A 22757-nucleotide genomic window follows, 5' to 3' on the forward strand; every position below is an offset into this window, starting at 1 on the left:
TAAGGAGAGAGTAACATGCGTTTATTACATACAGCGGATTGGCATTTGGGGCGAACGCTAGAAGGTCGAAGCCGTCTAGCTGAGCAAGCACAGTTTTTAGATGAATTGGCAGACATTGTGGAAGAGGAAAAGATAGATGCTATTCTCATGGCGGGAGATGCCTTTGATACGGTCAATCCTCCAGCAGCAGCAGAGCAGCTTTTTTACGAAAGTATGTCTAGATTGAGCAGCAATGGAAAACGTCCGATTATTGTTATTGCAGGCAACCATGATAACCCAGATCGGCTGTCGGCAGCTTCTCCATTAGCTGTTCATCAAAATATTACGCTTCTTGGTTTGCCTACTACCGATGTAGAAAGCATTCACATTCCTACCTCGGATGAGATATTAAAGATTGCGGCTCTTCCTTATCCATCTGAGTCAAGATTAAAGGAACTACTAGCAGAAGAAAATGATGAGCTGGCTCTTCGAAATTCGTATGATGCCAGAGTAAAAGGTATTTTTGATAAAATGAGTGAGCAGTTCACCAAGAATACCGTTAATATTGCCATGAGTCATATTTACGTAGCAGGTGGAAGTTCAACCGATTCAGAACGTCCAATTGAAGTAGGCGGAGCATATACAGTAGCAGCAACTAGTTTACCAGCTAATGCTCAATATGTAGCATTAGGACATTTGCATCGCCCGCAAATGATTAATCGCGCCCACACCCTTGCGAGATATTCTGGTTCACCTCTTGCTTATAGCTTTTCAGAGTCAGGATACACAAAGTCTGTTACTATTTTAGACGCTGGGCTAGGAAAAGAGGTTAAGGTGACTGAAATTCCATTATCTAGCGGAAAGCCTTTGACACGTTGGAAAGCTAAAAATGGATTGGCAGAAGTATATACATGGCTTGATGAGCAAAAAGATACGCAGGCATGGGTCGATTTAGAAGTTCACGTAGAAGATGCGCTTTCTCTAGAAGAAATTCATCGCCTTCGCAAGCTTCATCCAGGATTTATTCATATTCGTCCGGTATTCAAAGCAGAAGAACTAGCACACGAAACACGTTCACAGCGCGAAGTGCCGATCGAAGAACTTTTTACAAAGTTCTATAGCAGGCAAACCGGCGGAGGGGCACCTGATGCTGAATTAGTAAAATTGTTTTTAACCTTGATTAACGACGAAGAAGTATCGGGAAAGGAGGATGAAAAATGAAACCTATTAACTTGACAGTTTCGGGACTTCACAGTTTTAGAGAAAAACAAACTGTCGATTTTGAAGCGCTGTGTTCAGGCGGTGTATTCGGAATATTCGGTCCTACGGGAAGTGGAAAGTCCTCCATTTTAGATGCCATTACATTAGCTTTATACGGGAAAGTAGAGCGTGCAGCAAATAATACACAGGGAATTTTAAATCACGGAGAAAATGAACTCAAAGTAGCCTTTACGTTCGAACTGGAAAATGCTAGTCATAAAAAACGCTATACTGTTGAACGAAGCTTTAAACGGACGGATGAACTGCGTGTGAAATCAGCTTCGAGTCGATTGATTGAAGTAGAAGACGAAACATACGTATTAGCGGATAAAACGAATGATGTAAACCAGCAGGTACAGGAGCTTCTCGGTTTAACAATTGATGATTTTACAAGAGCTGTTGTACTACCACAAGGAAAGTTTGCAGAGTTTTTATCACTAAAAGGGACGGAACGTCGTCAAATGCTTCAGCGTCTTTTTAATCTCGAGCAGTATGGAGATCAGCTTAGTAAGAAGATACGCTATCAAGTTCAACAGCTAAAAACAGATCTAGATAAAATCACGGCAGAACAAACGGGATTAGGTGAAGCTTCTACGGAAAAAGTAAAGGAAGCTGAGCAGCTTGTAAGTGATAGCATTGTCCTTTTGGAAAAACGAGAAAAAGAAGCGGCTGATTTGCAAGAGCGATACGATCAGCAGGCGTCTCTTTGGAAAGCGCAACAGGAAAAAGCACAGCTAGAAGAAAAGCTAGCCTATGCTTCTAAGCAGGAAGAGGAGATTAGACAAAAGCAAAATTTGTTGACGAAAGCCCAGCAGGCCGAGCGTCTTTTTCCTTATTTAGAAACATTTGAACAAGCCGAAAAACAGCAGAAGCTTTATGAAGATAAAGTAGAAAATTTAAAAGTACAAATTGTTCAAAAAAGTGAGGAATATAAGCGTTCGAATAGCTTATATGAGCAGGCCCGCTTGCACAAGAATGAACAGCAGCCCAAGTTAGTTGTTCAAAAAGAACAGCTTCAACAGGCTTCGGATCTTCAAAAACAAATTAAAGAGGGACAGCAAGAAGTAAAAGAAGCGGAAGTCTCTCTTCAGCAAAAGCAACAGGTACTTCAAGCAAAAAACGATGAATTGATGGAAGCGGACAAACGGTATCAGCAAGGTTTGATTCTTCAAAAAGAGTTAAAAGAAGCATTAACAAAAGTAGAGATTCAACCTGATTATCGGCAGGCTGTTCAGCAAGCATTCTACCGTTACCAAGTATGGAATAATGATAAAAAAAACCTAGATGAAAGCCAAAAAACGTATAAAGAAAAAGCTGAACAGCTTCAGCATTTGCGTACGCAAAAGCAAGCACAGCAAGAGAGATATCAGCAAACAATAGAAAGGAGTAAAGGGTTATTTTCAGATATTCAAGGCTTGTATCACACTGTATGTGAGCGGGAAAAAGAGTTTCAGCAGCTTTTTCAACAAGCGGATTGTTTAATGAGTGATCTAAAAAGACGTAAAGAAAAAGAATGGTCACATCGTCTGGCTCATCAATTAGCTGAGCAGCTGACCCAAGGAGATCCTTGTCCAGTTTGTGGCTCTGAGCACCATCCTAACCCCGTGTTAAACCAAAAAGAAGATGTTACAGCAGAATCAACAGATCATTTCGAAAATCAAATCAATCACTTGCGTGAACAGAGATTTAGCTACTCGTCTCTTAAAATGCAGCTTGAACAGCTAGCTAAACCTCTTGTTGAAAAAATACCTGATTTAGCTGGATTTATAAACGAAGTTGTCGAAGTTCCTGCTTTAGGAGAAATGAATACAGATGCCTTTGGCCAGTATGCTAAGAAAATAGAAGTTGAAATTAAATCTCTTGAGCAAGATTATTTACAGGTAAGTGAAAAACAACAAGCAATTCTTAGCCATGTACAAAAGGTACAGCAAAGTCTTGAAAAGGTTGAATTGGAGCTTACTCATTATCAAAAAGAACAAGCTGAATTAGAACGGAAAGTCAATCAGCAAAAACAAGCGTTACAAACAGGAAAAGAAGCGTTTCATCAAGACTATCCTTCCTTTGTATTTGAAGAGATGAAAAAAATTAATGAACAGTTGACTGAAAGGGAAACAGAAGAGCAGACAATAAAGGCTCGAATTGAGAAAAGTAGCGTATTTTTTGAAAATCAACAAAAGAAAATCGAACGCCTAAAAGAAGAAAAATATACGGGCGAAAAAGAATTTACAGAGTTAAAAGCGATGCTGTCTCATAAACAATCCTTTGTTCACTCACAAATTGAACGCTTGCGTACACTTACAGATGAAGAAGATATTGAACAAGCGCTCCAAAAAACAGTTCTTTTACTTGCGGAGTTAGAAACAAACGAACAGCAGGCGTATCAACAGTGGCAGACTGTTCAAAAAGCGTATCAAACGCTGCAAATGGATGAAAAAGCAGCGGGAGAATCTCTAGAAACGGCTCATATTCAGTATAAAAAAGCAGCTGAAAAATGGGAAGAAGCTATAGGGAATTCTTTATTCAGCGGAGGAGAAGAAGTTCAGCAAGCTTTGTTATCCCGTGATGAGATGCAATTGTTGGATGAAACTGTACAGGCTTATTGGGACAATATAAAACAGATAAAGTCATCAATTGAACAGTTAAATATTCAGCTTAATCACCGTTTTATAGAAGAGCATCAATTTGAAGAAACTCAGCAGTTGCTTCATGATATAAAAGCGGCTGTGAAAGAAGCCGTTCAGCTCAAGGGAGCAGCTGAGCAAACGTTAAAAAGTGTGAAAGAACGACATGAGCGATTTTTAGTGCTTGAACGGGACCGTGAAGAAAAACAAGCGTTATTTGAACAGTATCAAAAGCTTCAAACAGTATTTAAAGGAAATGCTTTCGTGGAGTATATTGCTGAAGAACAGCTGATGTCTGTTAGCCGAGATGCTTCGGAGCGTCTAGGTATATTGACACGTCAGCGTTATGCAATTGAAGTTGATTCCCAAGGCGGCTTTATCATGAGAGATGATGCAAATGGAGGCGTAAAACGTCCGGTTTCAACTTTATCTGGAGGAGAAACATTTTTAACTTCCCTGGCGCTGGCCCTTTCATTATCTGCACAAATTCAGCTAAGAGGAGAATATCCACTGCAGTTTTTCTTTTTAGATGAAGGGTTTGGAACGCTTGATGGAGAGCTTCTTGATACTGTTGTTACAGCGCTTGAAAAACTTCAATCAAATAATTTATCAATTGGGGTCATCAGTCACGTGCAAGAACTTCGGGCTCGGCTGCCAAAACGTTTGATTGTGGAGCCGTCCGAGCCTTCTGGCAAGGGAACTAGTGTCAGAGTAGAAACTTTATAGGGAAGGAAATCTATATGAAGAAAAAAGACAGGCGGATAGGAACATGCGAATTATGCGGAAGGCAGGATGTCTTAACAACCGTACATCATTTAACGCCAAAGGAAATGGGTGGAGCGTTTGAACCAACTGCAAACTTATGTATTCCGTGTCATAAACAAATTCATGCGTTATACACAAATGATGAATTAGCCATTCGTCTTAATACGATTTCTTTATTACAAGCTGATTCTAAAATTAGCTCTTTTATTAAATGGATTCGTAAACAGCCGTCTTCTAAATTACCTAAAACCAAAAAATCAAATAGCCGAAAATCGAAGTGAATGAAAAACCCCTTATCTGCTTTATTAGCAAAGATAAGGGGTTTTTTTAAGCATTTGCCGCTATATTTTGATCGAATAAATCTGGATCTAACGTATTTGTTCCTGAAATGCCGTTATTTGTGTTAACAAAGTTACCTGTATTTAAGGAACCGGAGCCTGCCGCCGTTTTAGCAGAACTTTTTGGAGAAACGTAGAACGTATCTCCAAATGTTACGACACCGCCTCCGACGCTCGTGATACTAACGGGTCCAATTAATGCTGGCATGAGGTTCACACCCTTTTTTCGTGATATTAGTTTAGTATATGAGCAGCTTCTTAAAAGGTTCACTCACTGTTGCTAGCTTCTGAAGCAACTCTCTTTGATGTTTCTGTTTCAGCTTCCTTTGAAGGTTCATCGTTGATCAGTTCACGAATATGCTTGATTCGGGCCTCTGCATAAACATTGCACGTTGATCCAACATGAATAACTGATGAGAATGAACATCCTTTTATATCAATTCTATTAACGCGGATTAAAGGTATTTCATTCCATGTTTGAACAGGAATAGGTTCATAGTCACCATGGGGAATAGACTCATTAAAGACAGCATAATCATCAAAATTTCCTTCTCTGCCGTAGAAAAATGGATATTGTCTCCGGTCAGCTAAAGCTTTATTAAGTAGGTGAATTTCTGTTGAATCTCCAATTTGGCAAAAGGAGCTCGCCGACAAGGAGTTAATTTCTATATAATTAACGGAAGACATGCGTGAAAGCATACGTAATCTCCTTTATGACAATGATAATGGAACATAAGGGCCGATAATCAAAGATTCCGCTGGCGTATCAAATGTTGAGGATAGAGAGATGTAATTTGCATCACCAATTAAAAAAAGAGAGGAAGAAGATACACCTGTAATACTAACGTCTCCAACAAGCAATTCGCGGTTTACAACGTTAAAGTTCATGAAGGGGGGCCGCCTTTCTTTAAAGATTCAGGTAAATACGTTAAAAATGCGTCAATTCCTTTTTTCATATCTTCATAAAGTTTACCGATAATTTGAGGTTTGATTTGTTCAAAATTTCGTTCCATTTCTTCCGGTTGAACTTGCTGTATATAAAAAGTAATCCGCTGCTGCAGCTGCTTTTTAATATCCTCTAAAATAAACTCGTAGTACGATTCATCAATCATCATCGAGCGCTCATCAAGCACATGTTGAACCATCGAAAATCCATATTGACTAAGTTCACCTAAAATCGTTTCGTGAATATCAGAGACCCACTGTTTTTCTAGGTGGCGGTCCAATGGTTTTAAGCTAGGGTTTTGCGGACCAGGACCTCCGGGTTGTCCCGGCTGCTCACCTTGAGGCGACTGCCCTTGTGGCTGAGCTCCTTGCGAAAATGTTACTTCTGGTTTCTCATTAATAATGATATCTTCTAAATTATCAGGTGTAAGAGGATTTAATCCAATATTTAGTGTTCCATCTAAAGAATCAATTTTTAACTGTTCGAATTTATACTCAATTTTATCAATTTTAATAGGTGGCTGTTCACCTAACTCTTTTATTTTCTGCTGAAGTTCTTGTACGTTTTTTTCAAGCTGAGCAATGCGTCCTTCTTGCTGCTGAATATACGAAGTCATTTGCTGAACATACTGATGTACTTGCTGAATATAGTCCATGTTATCCACCTTCAATCACCTCGATTCCTTTACCCTCTGATAAAGAAAATAGTTATATATATACATATGGTGTTGAAGGTTGTAACATGTCAGTCGTTGTCTCGAGCTGGAGGAGTTAACGACTGTGAAAAAGGAGCTGGGGCAGTTCCTGCGCCGGTTCCGGGAGTAAAGGTAGAAGGAGAAACAGATCCAAGAATGCCTTTTTTTGTTTCTGTAGGTGCAGCGCCTGTAAATCCTCCTGTATTAAAGAGATTTGAGTTCGGTTTAATGACACCTACGCTTCCAATTTGAAGTACCGAAGAGTTACTTACAGCACTGATTTTCATACTTTGAATACAGATACTTTGATTCACATAAAAGTTCATAAGCATCCTCCTGTATGAGATTCATTTCTATTATAAATTTCCAGCGACATTTTGATCATTTACGTCATTGTCTGACGTATTAGTTGAGCTCTGCTGATTCACAACATATAATCCGTCGCCTGTATTAAACGAACCTGCGCCAGCAAATGTTTTAGCAGTGGAAATAGGGGCTATTGTATAAACATCTCCAATATGAAAGACGCTGGCTGAACCAATACTGTTAAGATTAACAACACCAACAATGGCAGGCATAGGCAAACACCCTTTTAATTTAGTCTAGTAACAGCATATGAAGTCTAGACAAAAAGGTGATTAATGCTTTTTCTTATCTATATGCAGAGGGTAAGTAAAACATTAAAGAGAGGAATGGAAATAGTAAACATTGAAGAAAAACTTTTGCGTTCGATATAATGTGAAAGCAATAATGAAATAATGTAAGGTGTGAAAGAATGAAACGTTTCAAAATGAATGCAGCTGATAAAGAACAACGTATTGAAGCAGCGGATGTATTAAAAGGAATCGCGCTTATTAGTATTTTGCTCATGAACATGCCGAATTTTTATTCGCCTGCTTCATATTACGACAATAATTTATTGGACAGTTCAAGAATGAATGATGTTGCTAATAGATTAGTTGATGGAGTTGTAGGAAAGACAGGCTATGCGCTGCTCGCTATTTTGTTTGGATTTGGTTTTATGAAAATGTTCCAGCGTACATATGAAAGACAAATAAGTTTTACTCCTTTGTATGTAAGAAAAATGACGGCTTTGCTTGTCGTTGGGGCTATTCATGCTTTATTTATTTGGCACGGTGATATGATTGTGATATACAGCTTCTTTGCTTTGATCATGCTATTCTTTCAAGAAGCCAAAAAAGAAGTATTATTGGCATGGGGAACCGGAATATTTAGTATTTACGCTGTAATTATGATTGTTATTTTAACAGTAGCTGCTTTTGCTAATGAAGGAGATACAGCAGCGGGAATTCACCAGCCAATTATTGACCAAGCCCTTCAAGTATATGGACACGGAAGTTTTGCATCAATCTTTCATCAGCGCTTGCTTGATTGGTACTACGCGTATAATTTAAATACGGTACCTTTTATGTTTTTATCGCTATTTCCACTGTTTTTATTAGGTGGTTTTATGGCAAAAAGCGAATGGTTTGAAGAAATAGAAGAATATATAGTTGAGACCAAGTGGCTTTGTCTTATTTCATTCATCGTGTATGCAGCAGCATCCGTACTGCCGTATGCTTTAAATCACAACGTAGCCACATCCTATATTCACGATACAATCGGAGGGACGGCAGGCGCTATTTTTATTGTAACACTAGTCACACTAGTGATGCGAAGTGTATCTATTCAAAAAATCATGCGGCCTTTTGCCTTTTTTGGAAGAATGATTTTAACTAATTATATTGTCCAGTCTATTGTATGTACATTTCTTTTTTACTCATATGGGTTAGGATACTACGGACATATTTCAATTGTAGAAGGTTTGTCTATCGGGGTAAGTATCATTTTTATTCAACTGCTGGCAAGCTGGATATGGATTAGTATGTTTTCAGATGGGCCGCTTGAAAAACTTATTCGGTTTGCTACTTATGGACGCAGCCGCTAAAAATCCTTTTACTTCCTTTTATTGTTGGTGAAGGAAAGGTTTTCATGATATGATATTTTCAGAAAGGACGTGAGATGAATGGCTCCACTACATATTCATGTAACGCTTTGGACATTATTGATTATCTCGTTTGTGGTTTCGTTGATTTTACATCGAGCAGGTAGAGCTAAAGGTCAGAAAATTCTACATATGGTGGCGAGACTTTTATACTTATTAGTATTAGTATCAGGTCTGCATATGTTAGCAGCTTGGTACCATTTTCAAGGTGCAGCGCTCATTAAAGGAATTGCCGGAGTGTTAGTGCTTGTGGGAATGGAAATGGTACTTGTTCGTACGGAGAAAGGAAAGCGCACAGGCGTTGCTTGGGCAGTTCTTGCAATTGCGCTTATCTTAGTATTCTATTATGGCTATGTCGTACTAGGATAAGAAAACAGCTATCTTGGACAGGATAGCTGTTTTCTTTTGCTTTAATCTAAAAAAATATTCATCGAACGCTCTCCATCGTTAACGGTATATTCAAATCGATCTAGGTGATGTGTACCTCGTTCGAATAAATGCTGAACGGCACAAATGTTTTCCTCATTGTCATAAATGATAAAATTAGCACCTTTTGTATTACCGTCTGTCGGTAAAAAACATAATGTGTTGTGACAGTAAATACAATCATAAAGAGAGAATTTTAATGAATTTAAGTGCTGAGTAAATGATAAAAAGGTCTCTTTTGGTAGTGATTGAAGCAGCTGTTCGTATGCATAAGGTAGCTTTTTGGTCAGTCTTAGCTTATCTCCATTTCGCAATAAATACGTTCCATCGTGAAGCTTTATTTGACGGTCATCAACCATAATGGCTTTTTCCCAGCGTGTATCAATAAGAAGTTCTAATGTATCGTCCATTACTTCATGAAGCATGGAAGCTTCGTCACTTTCATCTTCAAAGAAAATCCACTGTGAATCAATACATTCAACCGTACCAATCACGAAGGAACGCGGCTGATTGTTCATAGCTTGTTGTTTAGAATAATGTTTCATAATCAAACCTCCGTGTTAAATTTATCCATATTTTTTTATTGCCTAAAAAAGCTCTCTTTATAACTCGAAAGTAAAAATAAAATATAAGGACAATTCAACTGTAACTATTGCGTGCATACAATGGCATTATTTCATTCATAAACAAGAGCGTGAAAGAAAGGATGATAAACGATGTGTGGTATAACGGGTTGGGTCGACTTAAAGCGATCGCTTTTAAATGAAACAGCAACAATAACAAAGATGGCTGACACTTTATCGAAAAGAGGTCCTGATGACACCAACGTATGGACACAACAGCATGTTGCCTTTGGACACAAGCGCTTAGTTGTAGTAGATCCTCAAGGCGGAAGACAGCCGATGACGAGAGAAAAAAACGAACAGCTCTACACGCTTTGCTATAACGGAGAGCTTTACAACACCGAAGATATTCGGAAAGAATTAATAAAAAGAGGCTATCAATTTCAAGGGCATTCAGATACGGAAGTACTCCTAACATCTTATATAGAATGGAAAGAAGCGTGCGTAGATCACTTTAACGGTATCTTTGCTTTTTCAATTTGGGATGAAGCCAACGAAAAGCTATTTGTAGCACGTGACAGAATGGGAGTGAAGCCTCTATTCTACCGATCTTATAAAGGTGGAATTCAGTTTGCATCAGAATTAAAGGCGATATTAGCTCATCCTGAGGTGAAAGCAGAAGTAGGGTTAGATGGATTAGCAGAGGTATTTGGTTTAGGCCCTTCCCGTTCTCCCGGCCACGGTGTATTTAAAGAAATAAATGAATTACGCCCGGCTCACGCACTCACGCTCACACGTAACGGGCTAAAAATTTGGCGATACTGGAACGTGAAAAGTGAACAGCATACAGATGATTTAGGTGAAACTACAGAAAAGGTTAAATTTTTAGTGCAAGACGCGATTGTAAGGCAGCTAGTGTCCGATGTTCCGGTTTGTACATTTTTATCAGGTGGAGTAGATTCAAGCGCCATTACAGCAATCGCTGCAAATGCGTTTAAAGAAAGAGGTAAGGGATCTCTTCATACGTATTCTATCGATTATGAGGACAATGATAAATTTTTCAAAGCAAATGAATTTCAGCCAAATTCTGATGGAACTTATATCAAGCTCATGTCGGATACGTTTCAAACAAATCATCATCGCTGCATTATTTCAACGGAGGACCTTGTGCAGCATTTAACAGAGGCTGTAGAGGTGAGAGACCTTCCTGGAATGGCTGATGTAGATTCATCACTCCTTTGGTTTTGTCGCGAAATCAAAAAAGATTTTGTCGTCAGCTTATCAGGAGAATGTGCAGATGAAATTTTTGGGGGATATCCGTGGTTTCATCGAAAACATGATTTGTCTTCAGATACCTTCCCGTGGATGCGTTCATTAGATGCTCGAATTGATTTGCTGCAAAGCTCATGGAGAAAGAAATTACAGTTAGAAGATTATGTGCGTGCAAGATATGAAGAAACATTAAAAGAAGTTCCTGAATTAGAGGGTGAATCGTTAGAAGATGCGCAGCGGAGAAAGCTGTTTTATTTAAATCAAATTTGGTTTATGACAACTTTATTAGATCGTAAAGATCGCATGAGCATGGGAGCGAGTTTAGAAGTACGCGTACCTTTTGCAGATCATCGCCTTGTGGAATATGCATGGAATATTCCGTGGGAGATGAAAATGACGGGCAATAAAGAGAAAGGAATTTTACGCAAAGCGCTTGAAGGAATTTTGCCTTATGACGTCCTTTATCGCAAGAAAAGCCCTTACCCTAAAACGCATAACCCAGCTTATACAAAAGCTGTAACTGTATGGCTTCAATCTCTTTTACAAGATAAACAGTCACCTCTTCATGAATTTTTTGATAAGCAGCAGTTAAAGCATATTATTGATACAGGCGGAGAAGGGTTTAAAGCACCTTGGTTTGGTCAATTAATGACCGGACCGCAGCTGTTAGCTCATCTAGCTCAAATTCACGTCTGGTTCACTCACAACAATATTCAAATTGTAGAATGACAGGACCCTCTCATTACAGAGGGTTTTTCTTATGGCATAAGTTATCTATGTCTCTTTTTTGTGCGTTTAAGCAGAGAAGAAGACCACAGTCTATTTTTGTATGAATTTACATAGATATAAAATAAAAGCTTGAAAGCACCGAATAAAGGGAAAGTGTATTGAAACTCTGGAAAAATGGTAAGAACGTCATATTTTAATAGTTTAGTTATTGGTAATTTTATGATTCGAATAAAGACAAGCAGTTTATCGTTATGTTTAATAATAAAGTTTTGTGTGATATTTGTATAACTATTGTATAAATATAGGGGTGTATATATGCAAAAAAACGTTATCGTGATTGGAGCAACCAACAAGATTTTGTTGATAGAGTCATTCGAACTTTAGAAGAAAAAGGGTTTGAAGAGCTTCGTAAAGAAATAGAGTGGGTAAAAGTACGCACGCCAAATGATGCTCAAGCATTTGGACTTTACGAAGGCGGGAGCTTTGGTATTGCTCCTGAGCTGTTTCAGTCAGGCGTATTCAGACCCCAGTATCAGCCGTATGAATATAAAAATGTTTTTGCGGTCGGAGCATCTATTCATCCAGGCGGAGGCGTGCCGATTGTTATGCAAGGAGCAAAAATGCTGGCTGATCATCTCATTGAACAATCGTCTATGCGAACGGTTGCAAAGCTTTCTTAAGGACTTGAGAAGCGATAGTTTATCCTTTAATAGAGAAAGGGGTCAGGGATCCTGTATGATGAACATTTCGTTAGACAAAGCGTATAATCAATGTGAAGAAATTATTAAAGAAAACTCAAAAACGTTTTACAAAGCTTTTTCCATACTGCCATCCAAACAAAGAAAGGCAGTATGGGCGGTATATGCATTTTGCCGTCAAGTTGATGATATTGTGGATGAAGGAAGCAACCCTGAAGTAGAGTTGCAGCAATTTGAAGCGGAGTTTGCCCGGTTTAAAAATGGAGAACTATTAAACGAAAGCGCCATGTGGGTAGTCCTGCGCAACGTATTTGAACAATATGAAATGAACGTTCAAGCGTTTGATGATATGATTAGCGGGCAGCGGATGGATTTAGTGAAAAAAGAATACGATACGCTTGATGAAGTGAAAACATACTCCTCTCATGTAGCGAGTACGGTAGGGTTAATGCTTTTACCGATTTTAGCTCCAACCACTCATAAAGAATTAGAAAAAGAAGCAATTGCATTAGGCATTGCGATGCAGCTGACTAACATCTTACGAGATGTTGGGGAAGACTTGGAACGAGGGCGCATTTATTTACCGAAAGCCCTCATGGATTCTTATGGATATACGCGCACCCTATTAGAGAACCGGTGGGTCACTTCTGAATTTATAGAAATGTGGGAGCATCTGGCCAAAGAAGCCGAAAGATAGGGCTTCAGTCGATTCATAAATATCCCGCCACTTCTCGTTTACCTCTTACAGGAGCCGCACATTTATACCGAGCGATTCTTGATAAAATTCGAAAAGAACGTTATGAAGTATTTACAGAAAAGCACTTTGTCACAAGTCAAGTGAAAAAACAAATTATGACATCTATTTCTACGGGGTAACGCAAAGAGATTACTTTTCCTTTGCGTTACTTTTTTTGAAAAATATGAAAGTGTTAACTACTATGTAAATAAGAAAATTATCCAGTTGTAGGTCACATATTATGAGAAGGAGGATGGTTGTCTAAACTAGGGTTCGTAGATTTTGCAGGATCGATGATTGTTCACTTGACTGGAGCTCTTGGTGCGGCTGTAGCGGTTACTTTTCTAGAAGTACGACTTGTAAAGTATGGAAGCAGTGGAAAAGTCAACGCTATTAGAGTATCGAGCGAAGAAGAAATTGCTGGTTTAGATTTTGCTGAACACGGTTCATCTGCATACGAATTTCATGAAAGTTTTGTAGCGACAGGAGACGGTGATCTTCATCCTGAATTTGGTGTTGGACTGATTGACCGATTAAATAACGTTGGTAAAATATCGGATCAACCTCATATAACAAACGTAAATGAGACGATATAGTAGTATATAGATAGGGAAAAAGTGATTAAATGCAAAAACATTTAATCACTTTTTTGTTTTTATCAACTTATTTAACAATAATGTAAGCGTTAACGTTATAATGGAAACAAAAGTGAGTTTGAAACAGTTCGTCTATAGGAGGGGAATAGATGAAATGGAAGAGGATAAGTATGCTGCTTGTACTATTATTGCTTTTTGGAAGCAGCGCCTCAGCGCAAGAACATAAAGATATACATGATGAGGTGATATACTCGTTAATGATCAACCGTTTTTATAATGGAAGCGAACGAAATGATCGAAATGTTAACTATGAACGTTTAGATGCCTATTATGGAGGCGATTTACAAGGAGTAGCACAAAAGTTAGACTATATTCAAGAGATGGGATTTACCGCTGTTTTATTAACGCCTTTTATGGAAAACGATGATGCAGGCTATCATGGATATGCGGTAACCAACCATTATAAAATAGACAATCATTTTGGAACGTTAAAAGACTTACAAAATCTTGTAAAAAAAGCACATGAGCGTAATATAAAAATTATCGTCGAATTTCCTTTAACAATTAGTAACCATCATAACTGGGTAGCAGATAAAGAAAAACAAGCATGGATAAGTAATGAATCCGGTGCAGATAACGAAGTAATTAAAGCGCTGCCTCATCTTAATCTCAAAGAAAGCAGTGTGGAAAAATACCTTATTAAAAACGCTGCTTGGTGGAGCAAACAGTCAGATATTGATGGATATTACGTCAAAGATATTGATCTAGCTCCTTCTAAATTTATTTCATCCTTTTCTCAGACGCTAAAAAACATGAACTCTTCTTTTTTATTAATAGGAGAAATAAACGGGCATTCATTAAAAAAAAGTGAACAGGCCGAGTCGATGGGAATTGATTTGGTTGTAGACAGGACTTTAGCCGAAGCTACTGCTGATACATTTAGCGATACTAATCGTTCGCAGAAAATGTTGTATGACAAGTGGGACAAAGGAAGCAATCTGCCTTTAGCCAATTTTTTAGATGATGTTCATAGCACACGTTTTACAGCAAAAGCATTAGAGAGTGAAAATCATCCTGGCGCACGAACGAAGCAGGGACTTTCTTACCTTTATACTTCACCGAGTGTACCGATCGTTTTTTATGGAACGGAAATTGCGCTAAACGGGGGAAAGGGAGCAGAAAATTATGGCATGATGAATTTTTTAGCTAATCCGGATATTATAGATCATATAAAAAAACTGGCTGAACTTAGAGCAAAGTCACCTTCTCTTCGAAAAGGAAGCTTTACCCTTGTTTCTGACCAAAAAGGTGTGGCTGTATACAAGAGAAGGTATGAGGATGAAACAACGTTTGTGGTGATTAATAATACAAAGGAAACGTCGTCCGTTAATGTCCCGCTTGAAAAAGTTGGAAAAGAAAATGAACTAAGAGGATTAATAACGGAAGGAATTATACGGCCAGTTGACGATGTATACAACGTTTCATTGGAGCCTGAGACCACAAATGTATATAAAGTAGTGAAAAAGTCAGGGTTTAATATTGGATATATCGCAGCGGTTGCCGCTGTTTATACGGGATTTGGCATCTTTTTGTACAAAGCATCGTCAAAAAGAAGAAAAGAAAAGAAAATTTCTCAATCTCGTAGAAAGGACAGCGCGTCGTAGTTGTCAAATTATATTGGATAAGTATTGAAGAAAACATAATTAAGAGGTGGAATTATGGGTGTAACAATAAAAGATGTGGCAATTTTAGCAAATGTAGCCCCTTCGACGGTATCTCGCGTCATTGCAGACAGCTCAAGAATTAGTGAAAAAACAAAACAGCGCGTGCGATTGGCTATGAAAGAACTTGGTTATCACCCAAATATTATTGCACGAAGTCTAGCAAATCAAACGACAGAGGCAGTCGGCCTAGTGATGCCGAGCTCAGCGGACAAGGTGTTTCAAAATCCATTTTTCCCGGAAGTGCTAAGAGGAATCAGTACCGGAGCTCACGAAAACAAAAGAGCGATTTATATGTCCACTGGGGAAACGGAAGAAGAGATTTTTGCAGAAGTTGTTCAAATGGTACAGGGGAGACGAGTGGATGGATTAATTTTGCTGTACTCTAAAGTTGATGATCAAGTGCTCTCTTATTTGCAAGAGCAGAGCGTACCGTTTGTAGTTATTGGAAAACCGTTTAAGCATAGTGAAAGCATCACGTTTGTTGATAATGATAACTTTAAAGCTGGAAAAGAAGCGACGGAATATTTAATTGAGTCCGGTCATGAACGTATTGCATTTATTGGAGGAAGCCTTGAATTAGTCGTTACTATTGACCGTTTAACCGGCTATGATAAAGCGATTCAAAAAGCAAACATCCCTTATCGAGATGAGTATGTGATTCATGAAGAATTTCTACAGAAAGGAGGAAAAGAAGCGGTTTGTGAACTTTTATCTCTAAAAGAACGCCCAACGGCCCTGGTAGTAGCAGATGATCTAATGGCATTAGGCGTTTTAAATACATTGGATGAAATGGGCATTTCGGTTCCTGAAGACATTTCTATTGTTAGTTTTAATAATGTCTTAATCGCCGAAATGGCTAGACCTGCTCTCACATCTATTGATATCAATATTTTTGAACTTGGTTATCAGGCTGTCCGCTGCTTAATTAAGCAAATCGAAACGCCATATGCTGTTGCAGAACAAGTGCGCGTTCCTCACAAAATGATTAAAAGACAGTCCTGTAAAACCATTCAAATGACTAAAAGATAACTTTATACACAAATAGAAAGAGGCTGGAACAAAAGTATTTTAGTTGAAGAAAAATCCGAACGATTCATCGTTCGGATTTTTTCATGGTAATGGTGAACGTAGTTTTCATGTGTTTAGTTGCTTCTAGCTGTTGATTGAAGTGATTTAGTTATGTCTCATTCTCTTTCTTTGTGCTAAAAATATTGGCGGCTAAAGTGCAAAAAAAATATACATATGCCAATTATTTTTTCTTTTATAAAAAAGAAAGAATAGCATAAGTGGTCAAAGTTTTGATAAATAAAGAGGTTGTGAATTTTATTAAAAGTTGGCACGCTATTTGCATAACTATAAAGTAAACAAAGATTTGCATACTAGGAGGTATATATCATGGTAGTTTCTTATTCTCATGAACCATTTACAAATTTTAAGGATGAAAACAATAAGAAGGCATTTCAAGAAGCATTAACATATGTGAATACACAGCTTGGCAAGACGTACCCGCTTGTGATTAACGGTGAAAAAGTGGAAACTGAAGAGAAAATTTCGTCTGTTAACCCAGCAAATATAAAAGAAGTGATTGGATATGTATCGACGGTAAATAAAGATCTAGCAGAGCAAGCGATGCAGTCAGCCCTAAAAGCTTTTGAAACGTGGAAAAAATGGAAAGTAGAACATCGCGCCGATATTCTTTTCCGCGCAGCGGCCATCATCCGTCGAAGAAAGCATGAATTTTCTAGTTATCTTGTAAAAGAAGCAGGAAAGCCTTGGAACGAAGCAGATGCTGATACAGCAGAAGCAATTGATTTTTTAGAGTATTATGCACGTCAAGTCCTGACCTTAAAAGACGGTTCCCCAGTACAGAGCCGAGACGGTGAGTATAATCAGTACAATTATATTCCGCTTGGCGTAGGTATTATTATTTCACCGTTTAACTTCCCGTTAGCTATTATGGCTGGAACAGCAGTAGCAGCCATTGTAACGGGAAACACGATTTTATTAAAACCAGCTGATGCCACTCCTGTAGTAGCAGCGAAATTTGTAGAAGTAATGGAAGAAGCAGGATTACCAAAAGGCGTATTAAACTTTATTCCTGGTGCTACACCTGAAATTGGTGACTACTTAGTGGAACATCCAAAAACACGCTTTGTTTCATTTACCGGTTCGCGCGCAGTAGGTTGCCGTATTTATGAAAGAGCAGCAAAAGTACAGCCAGGACAAAAATGGCTAAAACGTGTTATTGCTGAAATGGGTGGAAAAGATACGGTGGCTGTAGATAAAGATGCGGATCTTGATTTAGCAGCTTCTTCAATCGTATACTCTGCATTTGGTTTTGCAGGGCAAAAGTGTTCCGCAGGTTCTCGTGCTGTTGTGCATCAAGATGTGTATGATGAAGTGCTTGAAAAAGCAGCTGCACTAACAAAAACATTAACTGTCGGCAACCCAGAAGAAGCTTCAACTTATATGGGACCTGTTATTCACGAGGCTTCGTACAATAAAGTATTATCATATATTGAAATTGGAAAAGAAGAAGGGCGTCTCGTTGCGGGAGGAGAAGCAGACAATTCAACTGGATACTTCATTCAGCCAACTATTTTTGCGGATGTAGATGAAAAAGCCCGTCTTATGCAAGAAGAAATTTTTGGTCCGGTATTAGCATTCTCTAAAGCACGAGATTTTGATCATATGATGGAGATTGCTAACAATACAGAATATGCATTAACAGGAGCTTTATTATCAAATAACCGTGAGCATATTGAACGCGCTCGTGAAGAGTTCCATGTTGGAAATCTGTATTTTAACAGAGGTTGTACAGGAGCGATTGTAGGGTATCAGCCTTTTGGCGGGTTTAATATGTCAGGAACGGATTCAAAAGCAGGTGGACCAGATTATCTTGTTCTTCATATGCAAGCAAAAACAACATCTGAAACATTCTAATGGGGAAATAAGGAGGAATAAATATGACAACTGAAACAAAAAAAACGGTGAAAATTATTGAGCAAACAGAAAAATTTGGTGCAAACAACTACCATCCGCTCCCGATTGTAATCGAAAAGGCAGAAGGCGTATGGGTATACGACCCAGAAAATAATAAATATATGGATATGCTAAGTGCTTATTCCGCTGTTAACCAAGGACACCGTCACCCAAAAATTATCGAAGCATTAAAACGTCAAGCTGATAAAGTAACGTTAACTTCACGAGCGTTTCACAATGATAAGCTTGGACCATGGTACGAAAAAATTTGTAAGTTAACAAACAAAAATATGGCTCTTCCAATGAACACAGGAGCAGAAGCAGTGGAAACAGCCATTAAAGCTGCACGCCGCTGGGCTTACGATGTGAAAGGTGTTGCTGAAAATCAAGCACAAATCATCGCGTGTGTAGGCAATTTCCACGGTCGTACAATGACAGCTGTTTCATTATCATCTGAAGCGGAATATCAACGTGGTTTTGGACCAATGCTTCCAGGGCTTCAAACGATTCCTTACGGTGATTTAGAAGCGTTAAAAGCTGCGATTACACCAAATACAGCCGCATTTTTAATTGAGCCAATTCAAGGTGAAGCAGGTATCGTTTTACCTCCAGAAGGGTTTTTAAAGGCTGCAGCTGACTTATGTAAAGAACATAATGTGCTATTTATTGCTGATGAAATCCAAGTGGGCTTAGCGCGTACAGGCAAGATGTTCGCTTGTGATTGGGAAGGCGTAGAACCAGATATGCTGATTTTAGGTAAAGCGCTTGGAGGCGGAGTTTTCCCTATTTCTTGCGTAGTAGCTAACGAAGACATTTTAAGCGTCTTTAACCCTGGCTCTCATGGTTCAACATTTGGAGGTAACCCGCTTGCTTGTGCCGTATCATTAGCTGCTTTGGAAGTAATTGAAGACGAAGAACTTCCAGCACGTTCATTAGAATTAGGCTCTTACTTCAAGCAAAAGCTCCAAAGCTTAAGCAATCCAGTTGTGAAAGAAGTGCGCGGCCGCGGTCTATTTATTGGAGTAGAATTGCATGAAGAGGCTCGTCCTTATTGCGAAAAATTAAAAGAACAAGGTTTACTTTGTAAAGAAACGCACAGTACGGTTATTCGTTTTGCTCCTCCTTTAACGATTTCAAAAGAAGAGTTAGATTGGGCAATCGAACGAATTGAAAAAGTATTTGCTGAGTAATCTGTTTAAATTAAATAAAAATAGTACGATATGTATATATCGTACTATTTTTATTCATACGCAGCTAAATGAGGTTTTTATTTGATAGACAGGAGGAATAGAAGTGTATACCCAACTCTCACAGCTAAGGATGGAAGAGCAAGTTGAATGTTTAACAAAAGCGCTAGTGAAAATCAAAAGTATCAATGGGACAAGCGGCGAAGTGGAGGTTGCTGATTTTATTAAAAACTCGCTCCAAAGTTTCCCTTACTTTAAGGAAAATCCGTTTTACGTCTGGGAACAGAAAATTGAGGGTGATGCGCTAGGCAGAAAAAATGTATTTGCTTTTATCCAAGGCAGCAGAAAGAATCCTCAAACAATTATTTATCATGCTCACTTAGATACGGTCGGTATTGAAGACTTTGGTTCATTAAAAGATATAGCGTTAGATTCAGAAGAACTTGAGCGCTATTTCTCTATGCATAATATCAATGAAGATGTACAGCGAGATGCTCGCTCAGGTGAATGGATGTTCGGAAGAGGAGCCGTTGATATGCAAAGTGGAATTGCTGTACATTTGGCTAATGTGTTATATTTTACCAATAACCGAGATCAATTGGCAGGAAACGTTCTTTTTATGGTCAATCCAGATGAGGAAAGTCAGCATGCTGGAATTATTTCCGCTGTTTCTGAACTGAACCGCTTGAAAAAAGATAAAAATCTTTCATATGTAGCCGCTATTAATACAGACTTTATTACACCTCTGTACGATGGAGACTCCACGCGCTATATTTATACTGGGGCTGCCGGGAAACTGCTTCCTTGTTTTTATATTTACGGAAGAGAAGTACATGTAGGAGATACGCTTGCTGGCATAGATCCTAATTTGATTGCATCGGAGATTACGAGAAGTATTCATAACAATATTAATCTAGCTGAAAATATTGAAGGAGAGTTGATACTACCGCCTTCTTGCCTGTATCAACGAGATAATAAAGAGGCTTATAATGTGCAAACCGCTGTAAGCAGTCACTTATATTTTAACTATTTCATCTATGAACGAACGGCAAAAGAAGTCATGAACCAATTAATTGGATTATCAATTGAAGCATGTGAAAAAGTGGAGAGAGAACTTTCTGATTATTACGAATCTTTTGTCTGGAGAACAAATTTACCAAAGCGAAACTTGTCTTGGAAAGTGGATGTTGTGAGCTTGGAAGATTATCTGGAGGAATTAGATCAAAAAGGGATAAATGCTCAGGATTGTATTGAACGAGCTTTCGAACAATATATACATTTAGAACTTAGAACAAGGTGCTTTAAAGTAATTGAAGAACTTCAAAAGTTAGATCCGCATCAAAGGCCGCGCGTAATTATCTTTTTTGCACCGCCTTACTTGCCTCATAATCACTTGAAGAAAGATCAAAGCAGAGATCAGCAGCTTCTTTATACCTTAAAAGCGGCAGTGGAGAAGGTTGGAAAACAGACGGGAGAGACGTTTCAGTTTAAAAAATTCTTCCCATACCTAGCGGATGGCAGCTTTTTATCTCTTCATGAGACAGATGAGGAAATCGATGCTTTTACACGTAACTTTCCAGGGTGGGGTATTGCAGGGACGATTCCTTTCCATGAAATTCGAAAATTAAATATTCCGTCCATCAATATGGGGGTATATGGGAAAGACGGACATAAGTGGACAGAGCGAGTGTATAAACCTTATTCGTTCGGCGTCCTTCCTAAGTTGATTCAAGAAACAACTGTTCATATGTTAAAGAGTTGTCATGCTTATACAAACAACATGTAAGAAAATGAAGAATGGAGGTACCGATGAATAGACATACAGAACAAAATCAATTACAGAGAACAATGAAAAGCAGACATTTATTTATGATTGCGTTAGGAGGCGTTATTGGGACAGGACTATTCTTAGGTTCGGGTTTTACTATTAGCCAGGCAGGACCAGGAGGAGCCATTCTTGCTTATATAATAGGTGGCTTCCTCATGTACTTAGTTATGCTTTGTTTAGGAGAGCTAGCGGTAGCGATGCCGGTTTCAGGTTCCTTTCAAGAATACGCTACAAAGTTTTTAGGACCCTCCACAGGTTTTATGATTGGATGGCTGTACTGGTTCAGCTGGGCAAATACGACAGGGCTTGAATTTACGTCAGCAGGAATTTTAATGCAAAGGTGGTTTCCGGACGTACCTGTATGGTCATGGTGTTTAATTTTTGGCGTCATTACGTTTTTAATTAATGCTCTTTCTGCTCGGAGCTATGCTGAGACTGAGTTTTGGTTTTCGAGCATCAAAGTTACGGCTATTATTCTATTTATTTTAATTGGAGGAGCTGCTGTTTTTGGTTTTATCGACTTTAAAGGAGGAGAACCAGCACCGTTTCTTTCGCATTTCACCCAAGGCGCAGGTCTTTTTCCAAATGGAATACTGGCAGTTCTATTGACTTTAGTAACAGTTAACTTTTCGTTTCAAGGAACGGAGCTTGTCGGTATTGCAGCAGGAGAAAGTGAACGTCCTGAGAAAACTTTGCCGCGATCCATCCGAAACGTCATTTGGAGAACGCTGTTTTTCTTTGTGTTAGCTATGTTTGTGTTAGTCTCTATTCTCCCATACAAAACAGCAGGAGTCATTGAAAGTCCATTTGTTGCTGTGTTAGATCAAATTGGCATTCCGTATGCAGCGGATATTATGAACTTTGTAATTTTAACAGCTGTTTTATCAGTGGCGAACTCCGGGGTTTACGCTGCTTCTCGTATGCTTTGGTCACTTTCAAACAGTGACATGGGACCAAAACCTTTGAAGGAATTATCTTCAAAAGGTGTTCCAATTAACGCGTTAATTGTGACAATGATTATTTCAGGGTGCTCATTGATTACAAGTGTCGTGGCTGCTGAGACCGTATATCTTTGGTTTATTTCGATTTCAGGAATGGTTACCATTATTGTTTGGATGTCGATTTGTGCATCTCAATTTATGTTCCGCCGTCGTTTTTTAGCGGAAGGAGGAGACATAAAGGAGCTGAAATTTAAAACGCCTCTTTATCCGTTTGTGCCTATTATAGGTTTTGGTTTGTACGGACTTGTATTAATCAGCTTAATTTTTATCCCGGATCAACGAATTGGTCTTTACTGCGGGGTCCCTTTAATTATTGTACTCTACGTGTATTATCACATAGGGATCAAGAGAAATATTACTCAAAAACAATCGAATTCACCGGTTTATAAAGCAAAGTAAAAAAAGAC

At 38.6% G+C, this 22757-nt stretch carries 19 protein-coding genes and 3 pseudogenes; 15 read left to right on the top strand and 7 right to left on the bottom strand.

The window, feature by feature from the left end:
* The first annotated feature begins 15 nt into the window (after window positions 1-15).
* The 3 genes from ACLHDF_RS14430 to ACLHDF_RS14440 are packed head-to-tail and all read left to right on the top strand — an operon-like array spanning window position 16 to window position 4906.
* Window positions 16-1200, top strand: a complete 1185-nt coding sequence (locus tag ACLHDF_RS14430) for an exonuclease SbcCD subunit D (protein WP_413919445.1) — start codon at window positions 16-18, stop codon at window positions 1198-1200.
* Window positions 1197-4586, top strand: coding sequence for an SbcC/MukB-like Walker B domain-containing protein (locus tag ACLHDF_RS14435; RefSeq protein ID WP_413919446.1), 3390 nt, complete (start codon window positions 1197-1199; stop codon window positions 4584-4586). The genes ACLHDF_RS14430 and ACLHDF_RS14435 overlap by 4 nt, the downstream gene beginning before the upstream one ends.
* 14 nt (window positions 4587-4600) lie before the next feature.
* Complete coding sequence (locus ACLHDF_RS14440) at window positions 4601-4906, top strand: HNH endonuclease (protein WP_013081707.1); 306 nt, start codon at window positions 4601-4603, stop codon at window positions 4904-4906.
* A 46-nt stretch (window positions 4907-4952) separates the two neighbouring features.
* Here the strand turns inward: ACLHDF_RS14440 and ACLHDF_RS14445 are convergent, their stop codons facing one another.
* The 6 genes from ACLHDF_RS14445 to ACLHDF_RS14470 form a co-directional block, all read right to left on the bottom strand.
* Window positions 4953-5171, bottom strand: coding sequence for a spore germination protein (locus ACLHDF_RS14445; RefSeq protein WP_413919447.1), 219 nt, complete (start codon window positions 5169-5171; stop codon window positions 4953-4955).
* A 59-nt stretch (window positions 5172-5230) separates the two neighbouring features.
* Window positions 5231-5662: a spore germination protein GerPE gene (locus ACLHDF_RS14450; protein ID WP_413919448.1), complete on the bottom strand. Its 432-nt coding sequence runs from the start codon at window positions 5660-5662 to the stop codon at window positions 5231-5233.
* A gap of 12 nt (window positions 5663-5674) precedes the next feature.
* The gene (locus ACLHDF_RS14455; protein ID WP_013055355.1) at window positions 5675-5851 is read right to left on the bottom strand and encodes a hypothetical protein; all 177 of its coding nucleotides are present in this window, start codon (window positions 5849-5851) and stop codon (window positions 5675-5677) included.
* Window positions 5848-6564 (bottom strand): spore germination protein GerPC, encoded by a 717-nt coding sequence (gene gerPC, locus ACLHDF_RS14460; RefSeq protein WP_413919449.1) that lies wholly within the window; start codon window positions 6562-6564, stop codon window positions 5848-5850. The genes ACLHDF_RS14455 and gerPC overlap by 4 nt, the downstream gene beginning before the upstream one ends.
* A gap of 89 nt (window positions 6565-6653) precedes the next feature.
* Window positions 6654-6929: a spore germination protein GerPB gene (locus tag ACLHDF_RS14465; protein WP_029324687.1), complete on the bottom strand. Its 276-nt coding sequence runs from the start codon at window positions 6927-6929 to the stop codon at window positions 6654-6656.
* A gap of 30 nt (window positions 6930-6959) precedes the next feature.
* Window positions 6960-7181 (bottom strand): spore germination protein, encoded by a 222-nt coding sequence (locus ACLHDF_RS14470; protein ID WP_413919450.1) that lies wholly within the window; start codon window positions 7179-7181, stop codon window positions 6960-6962.
* A 197-nt stretch (window positions 7182-7378) separates the two neighbouring features.
* Between ACLHDF_RS14470 and ACLHDF_RS14475 the strand changes: the two genes are divergently transcribed.
* Window positions 7379-8551 carry a DUF418 domain-containing protein gene (locus ACLHDF_RS14475; RefSeq protein ID WP_413919451.1) on the top strand — a complete coding sequence of 391 codons (1173 nt, stop codon included), beginning with the start codon at window positions 7379-7381 and terminating at the stop codon, window positions 8549-8551.
* A gap of 78 nt (window positions 8552-8629) precedes the next feature.
* Window positions 8630-8977 carry a DUF1516 family protein gene (locus tag ACLHDF_RS14480; protein WP_413919452.1) on the top strand — a complete coding sequence of 116 codons (348 nt, stop codon included), beginning with the start codon at window positions 8630-8632 and terminating at the stop codon, window positions 8975-8977.
* Between the two features lie 41 nt (window positions 8978-9018).
* Here ACLHDF_RS14480 and ACLHDF_RS14485 read toward each other — a convergent pair whose 3' ends face one another.
* Window positions 9019-9579, bottom strand: a complete 561-nt coding sequence (locus tag ACLHDF_RS14485; RefSeq protein WP_413919453.1) for a DUF2777 domain-containing protein — start codon at window positions 9577-9579, stop codon at window positions 9019-9021.
* Window positions 9580-9750: 171 nt separating this feature from the next.
* Between ACLHDF_RS14485 and asnB the strand changes: the two genes are divergently transcribed.
* The 10 genes and pseudogenes from asnB to ACLHDF_RS14535 all read left to right on the top strand — a co-directional run bounded on the left by asnB (window position 9751) and on the right by ACLHDF_RS14535 (window position 22749).
* Window positions 9751-11598: an asparagine synthase (glutamine-hydrolyzing) gene (asnB, locus tag ACLHDF_RS14490; protein ID WP_413919454.1), complete on the top strand. Its 1848-nt coding sequence runs from the start codon at window positions 9751-9753 to the stop codon at window positions 11596-11598.
* Between the two features lie 335 nt (window positions 11599-11933).
* Window positions 11934-12278 (top strand): annotated as a pseudogene (locus ACLHDF_RS14495) (phytoene desaturase); the annotation flags it as partial.
* A 55-nt stretch (window positions 12279-12333) separates the two neighbouring features.
* Window positions 12334-13172 (top strand): annotated as a pseudogene (locus tag ACLHDF_RS14500) (phytoene/squalene synthase family protein).
* Between the two features lie 78 nt (window positions 13173-13250).
* Window positions 13251-13628: pseudogene (locus ACLHDF_RS14505) on the top strand (hypothetical protein); the annotation flags it as partial.
* A 149-nt stretch (window positions 13629-13777) separates the two neighbouring features.
* Window positions 13778-15292, top strand: coding sequence for an alpha-amylase family glycosyl hydrolase (locus ACLHDF_RS14510; RefSeq protein ID WP_413919455.1), 1515 nt, complete (start codon window positions 13778-13780; stop codon window positions 15290-15292).
* A 54-nt stretch (window positions 15293-15346) separates the two neighbouring features.
* Entirely contained in the window at window positions 15347-16381 is a 1035-nt protein-coding gene (locus tag ACLHDF_RS14515; RefSeq protein ID WP_413919456.1) for a LacI family DNA-binding transcriptional regulator, read from the top strand.
* Between the two features lie 366 nt (window positions 16382-16747).
* Window positions 16748-18295, top strand: coding sequence for an L-glutamate gamma-semialdehyde dehydrogenase (pruA, locus tag ACLHDF_RS14520; RefSeq protein WP_413919457.1), 1548 nt, complete (start codon window positions 16748-16750; stop codon window positions 18293-18295).
* A 23-nt stretch (window positions 18296-18318) separates the two neighbouring features.
* Window positions 18319-19524: an ornithine--oxo-acid transaminase gene (locus ACLHDF_RS14525; RefSeq protein WP_413919458.1), complete on the top strand. Its 1206-nt coding sequence runs from the start codon at window positions 18319-18321 to the stop codon at window positions 19522-19524.
* Between the two features lie 103 nt (window positions 19525-19627).
* Window positions 19628-21307 (top strand): M20/M25/M40 family metallo-hydrolase, encoded by a 1680-nt coding sequence (locus ACLHDF_RS14530; RefSeq protein WP_413919459.1) that lies wholly within the window; start codon window positions 19628-19630, stop codon window positions 21305-21307.
* 23 nt (window positions 21308-21330) lie between these two features.
* Entirely contained in the window at window positions 21331-22749 is a 1419-nt protein-coding gene (locus ACLHDF_RS14535) for an amino acid permease (protein ID WP_413919460.1), read from the top strand.
* Window positions 22750-22757 lie beyond the last annotated feature (8 nt).

Origin of the sequence: Priestia megaterium (assembly GCF_046599315.1) — a bacterium.
Classification (GTDB): domain Bacteria; phylum Bacillota; class Bacilli; order Bacillales; family Bacillaceae_H; genus Priestia; species Priestia megaterium_F.

Bases quoted from the DNA above. Each gene is read 5' to 3' on its own strand.
- ACLHDF_RS14430 (WP_413919445.1), top strand. From the start codon at position 16: ATGCGTTTATTACATACAGCGGATTGGCATTTGGGGCGAACGCTAGAA.
- ACLHDF_RS14435 (WP_413919446.1), top strand. From the start codon at position 1,197: ATGAAACCTATTAACTTGACAGTTTCGGGACTTCACAGTTTTAGAGAA.
- ACLHDF_RS14440 (WP_013081707.1), top strand. From the start codon at position 4,601: ATGAAGAAAAAAGACAGGCGGATAGGAACATGCGAATTATGCGGAAGG.
- ACLHDF_RS14445 (WP_413919447.1), bottom strand. From the start codon at position 5,171: ATGCCAGCATTAATTGGACCCGTTAGTATCACGAGCGTCGGAGGCGGT.
- ACLHDF_RS14450 (WP_413919448.1), bottom strand. From the start codon at position 5,662: ATGCTTTCACGCATGTCTTCCGTTAATTATATAGAAATTAACTCCTTG.
- ACLHDF_RS14455 (WP_013055355.1), bottom strand. From the start codon at position 5,851: ATGAACTTTAACGTTGTAAACCGCGAATTGCTTGTTGGAGACGTTAGT.
- gerPC (WP_413919449.1), bottom strand. From the start codon at position 6,564: ATGGACTATATTCAGCAAGTACATCAGTATGTTCAGCAAATGACTTCG.
- ACLHDF_RS14465 (WP_029324687.1), bottom strand. From the start codon at position 6,929: ATGAACTTTTATGTGAATCAAAGTATCTGTATTCAAAGTATGAAAATC.
- ACLHDF_RS14470 (WP_413919450.1), bottom strand. From the start codon at position 7,181: ATGCCTGCCATTGTTGGTGTTGTTAATCTTAACAGTATTGGTTCAGCC.
- ACLHDF_RS14475 (WP_413919451.1), top strand. From the start codon at position 7,379: ATGAAACGTTTCAAAATGAATGCAGCTGATAAAGAACAACGTATTGAA.
- ACLHDF_RS14480 (WP_413919452.1), top strand. From the start codon at position 8,630: ATGGCTCCACTACATATTCATGTAACGCTTTGGACATTATTGATTATC.
- ACLHDF_RS14485 (WP_413919453.1), bottom strand. From the start codon at position 9,579: ATGAAACATTATTCTAAACAACAAGCTATGAACAATCAGCCGCGTTCC.
- asnB (WP_413919454.1), top strand. From the start codon at position 9,751: ATGTGTGGTATAACGGGTTGGGTCGACTTAAAGCGATCGCTTTTAAAT.
- ACLHDF_RS14510 (WP_413919455.1), top strand. From the start codon at position 13,778: ATGAAATGGAAGAGGATAAGTATGCTGCTTGTACTATTATTGCTTTTT.
- ACLHDF_RS14515 (WP_413919456.1), top strand. From the start codon at position 15,347: ATGGGTGTAACAATAAAAGATGTGGCAATTTTAGCAAATGTAGCCCCT.
- pruA (WP_413919457.1), top strand. From the start codon at position 16,748: ATGGTAGTTTCTTATTCTCATGAACCATTTACAAATTTTAAGGATGAA.
- ACLHDF_RS14525 (WP_413919458.1), top strand. From the start codon at position 18,319: ATGACAACTGAAACAAAAAAAACGGTGAAAATTATTGAGCAAACAGAA.
- ACLHDF_RS14535 (WP_413919460.1), top strand. From the start codon at position 21,331: ATGAATAGACATACAGAACAAAATCAATTACAGAGAACAATGAAAAGC.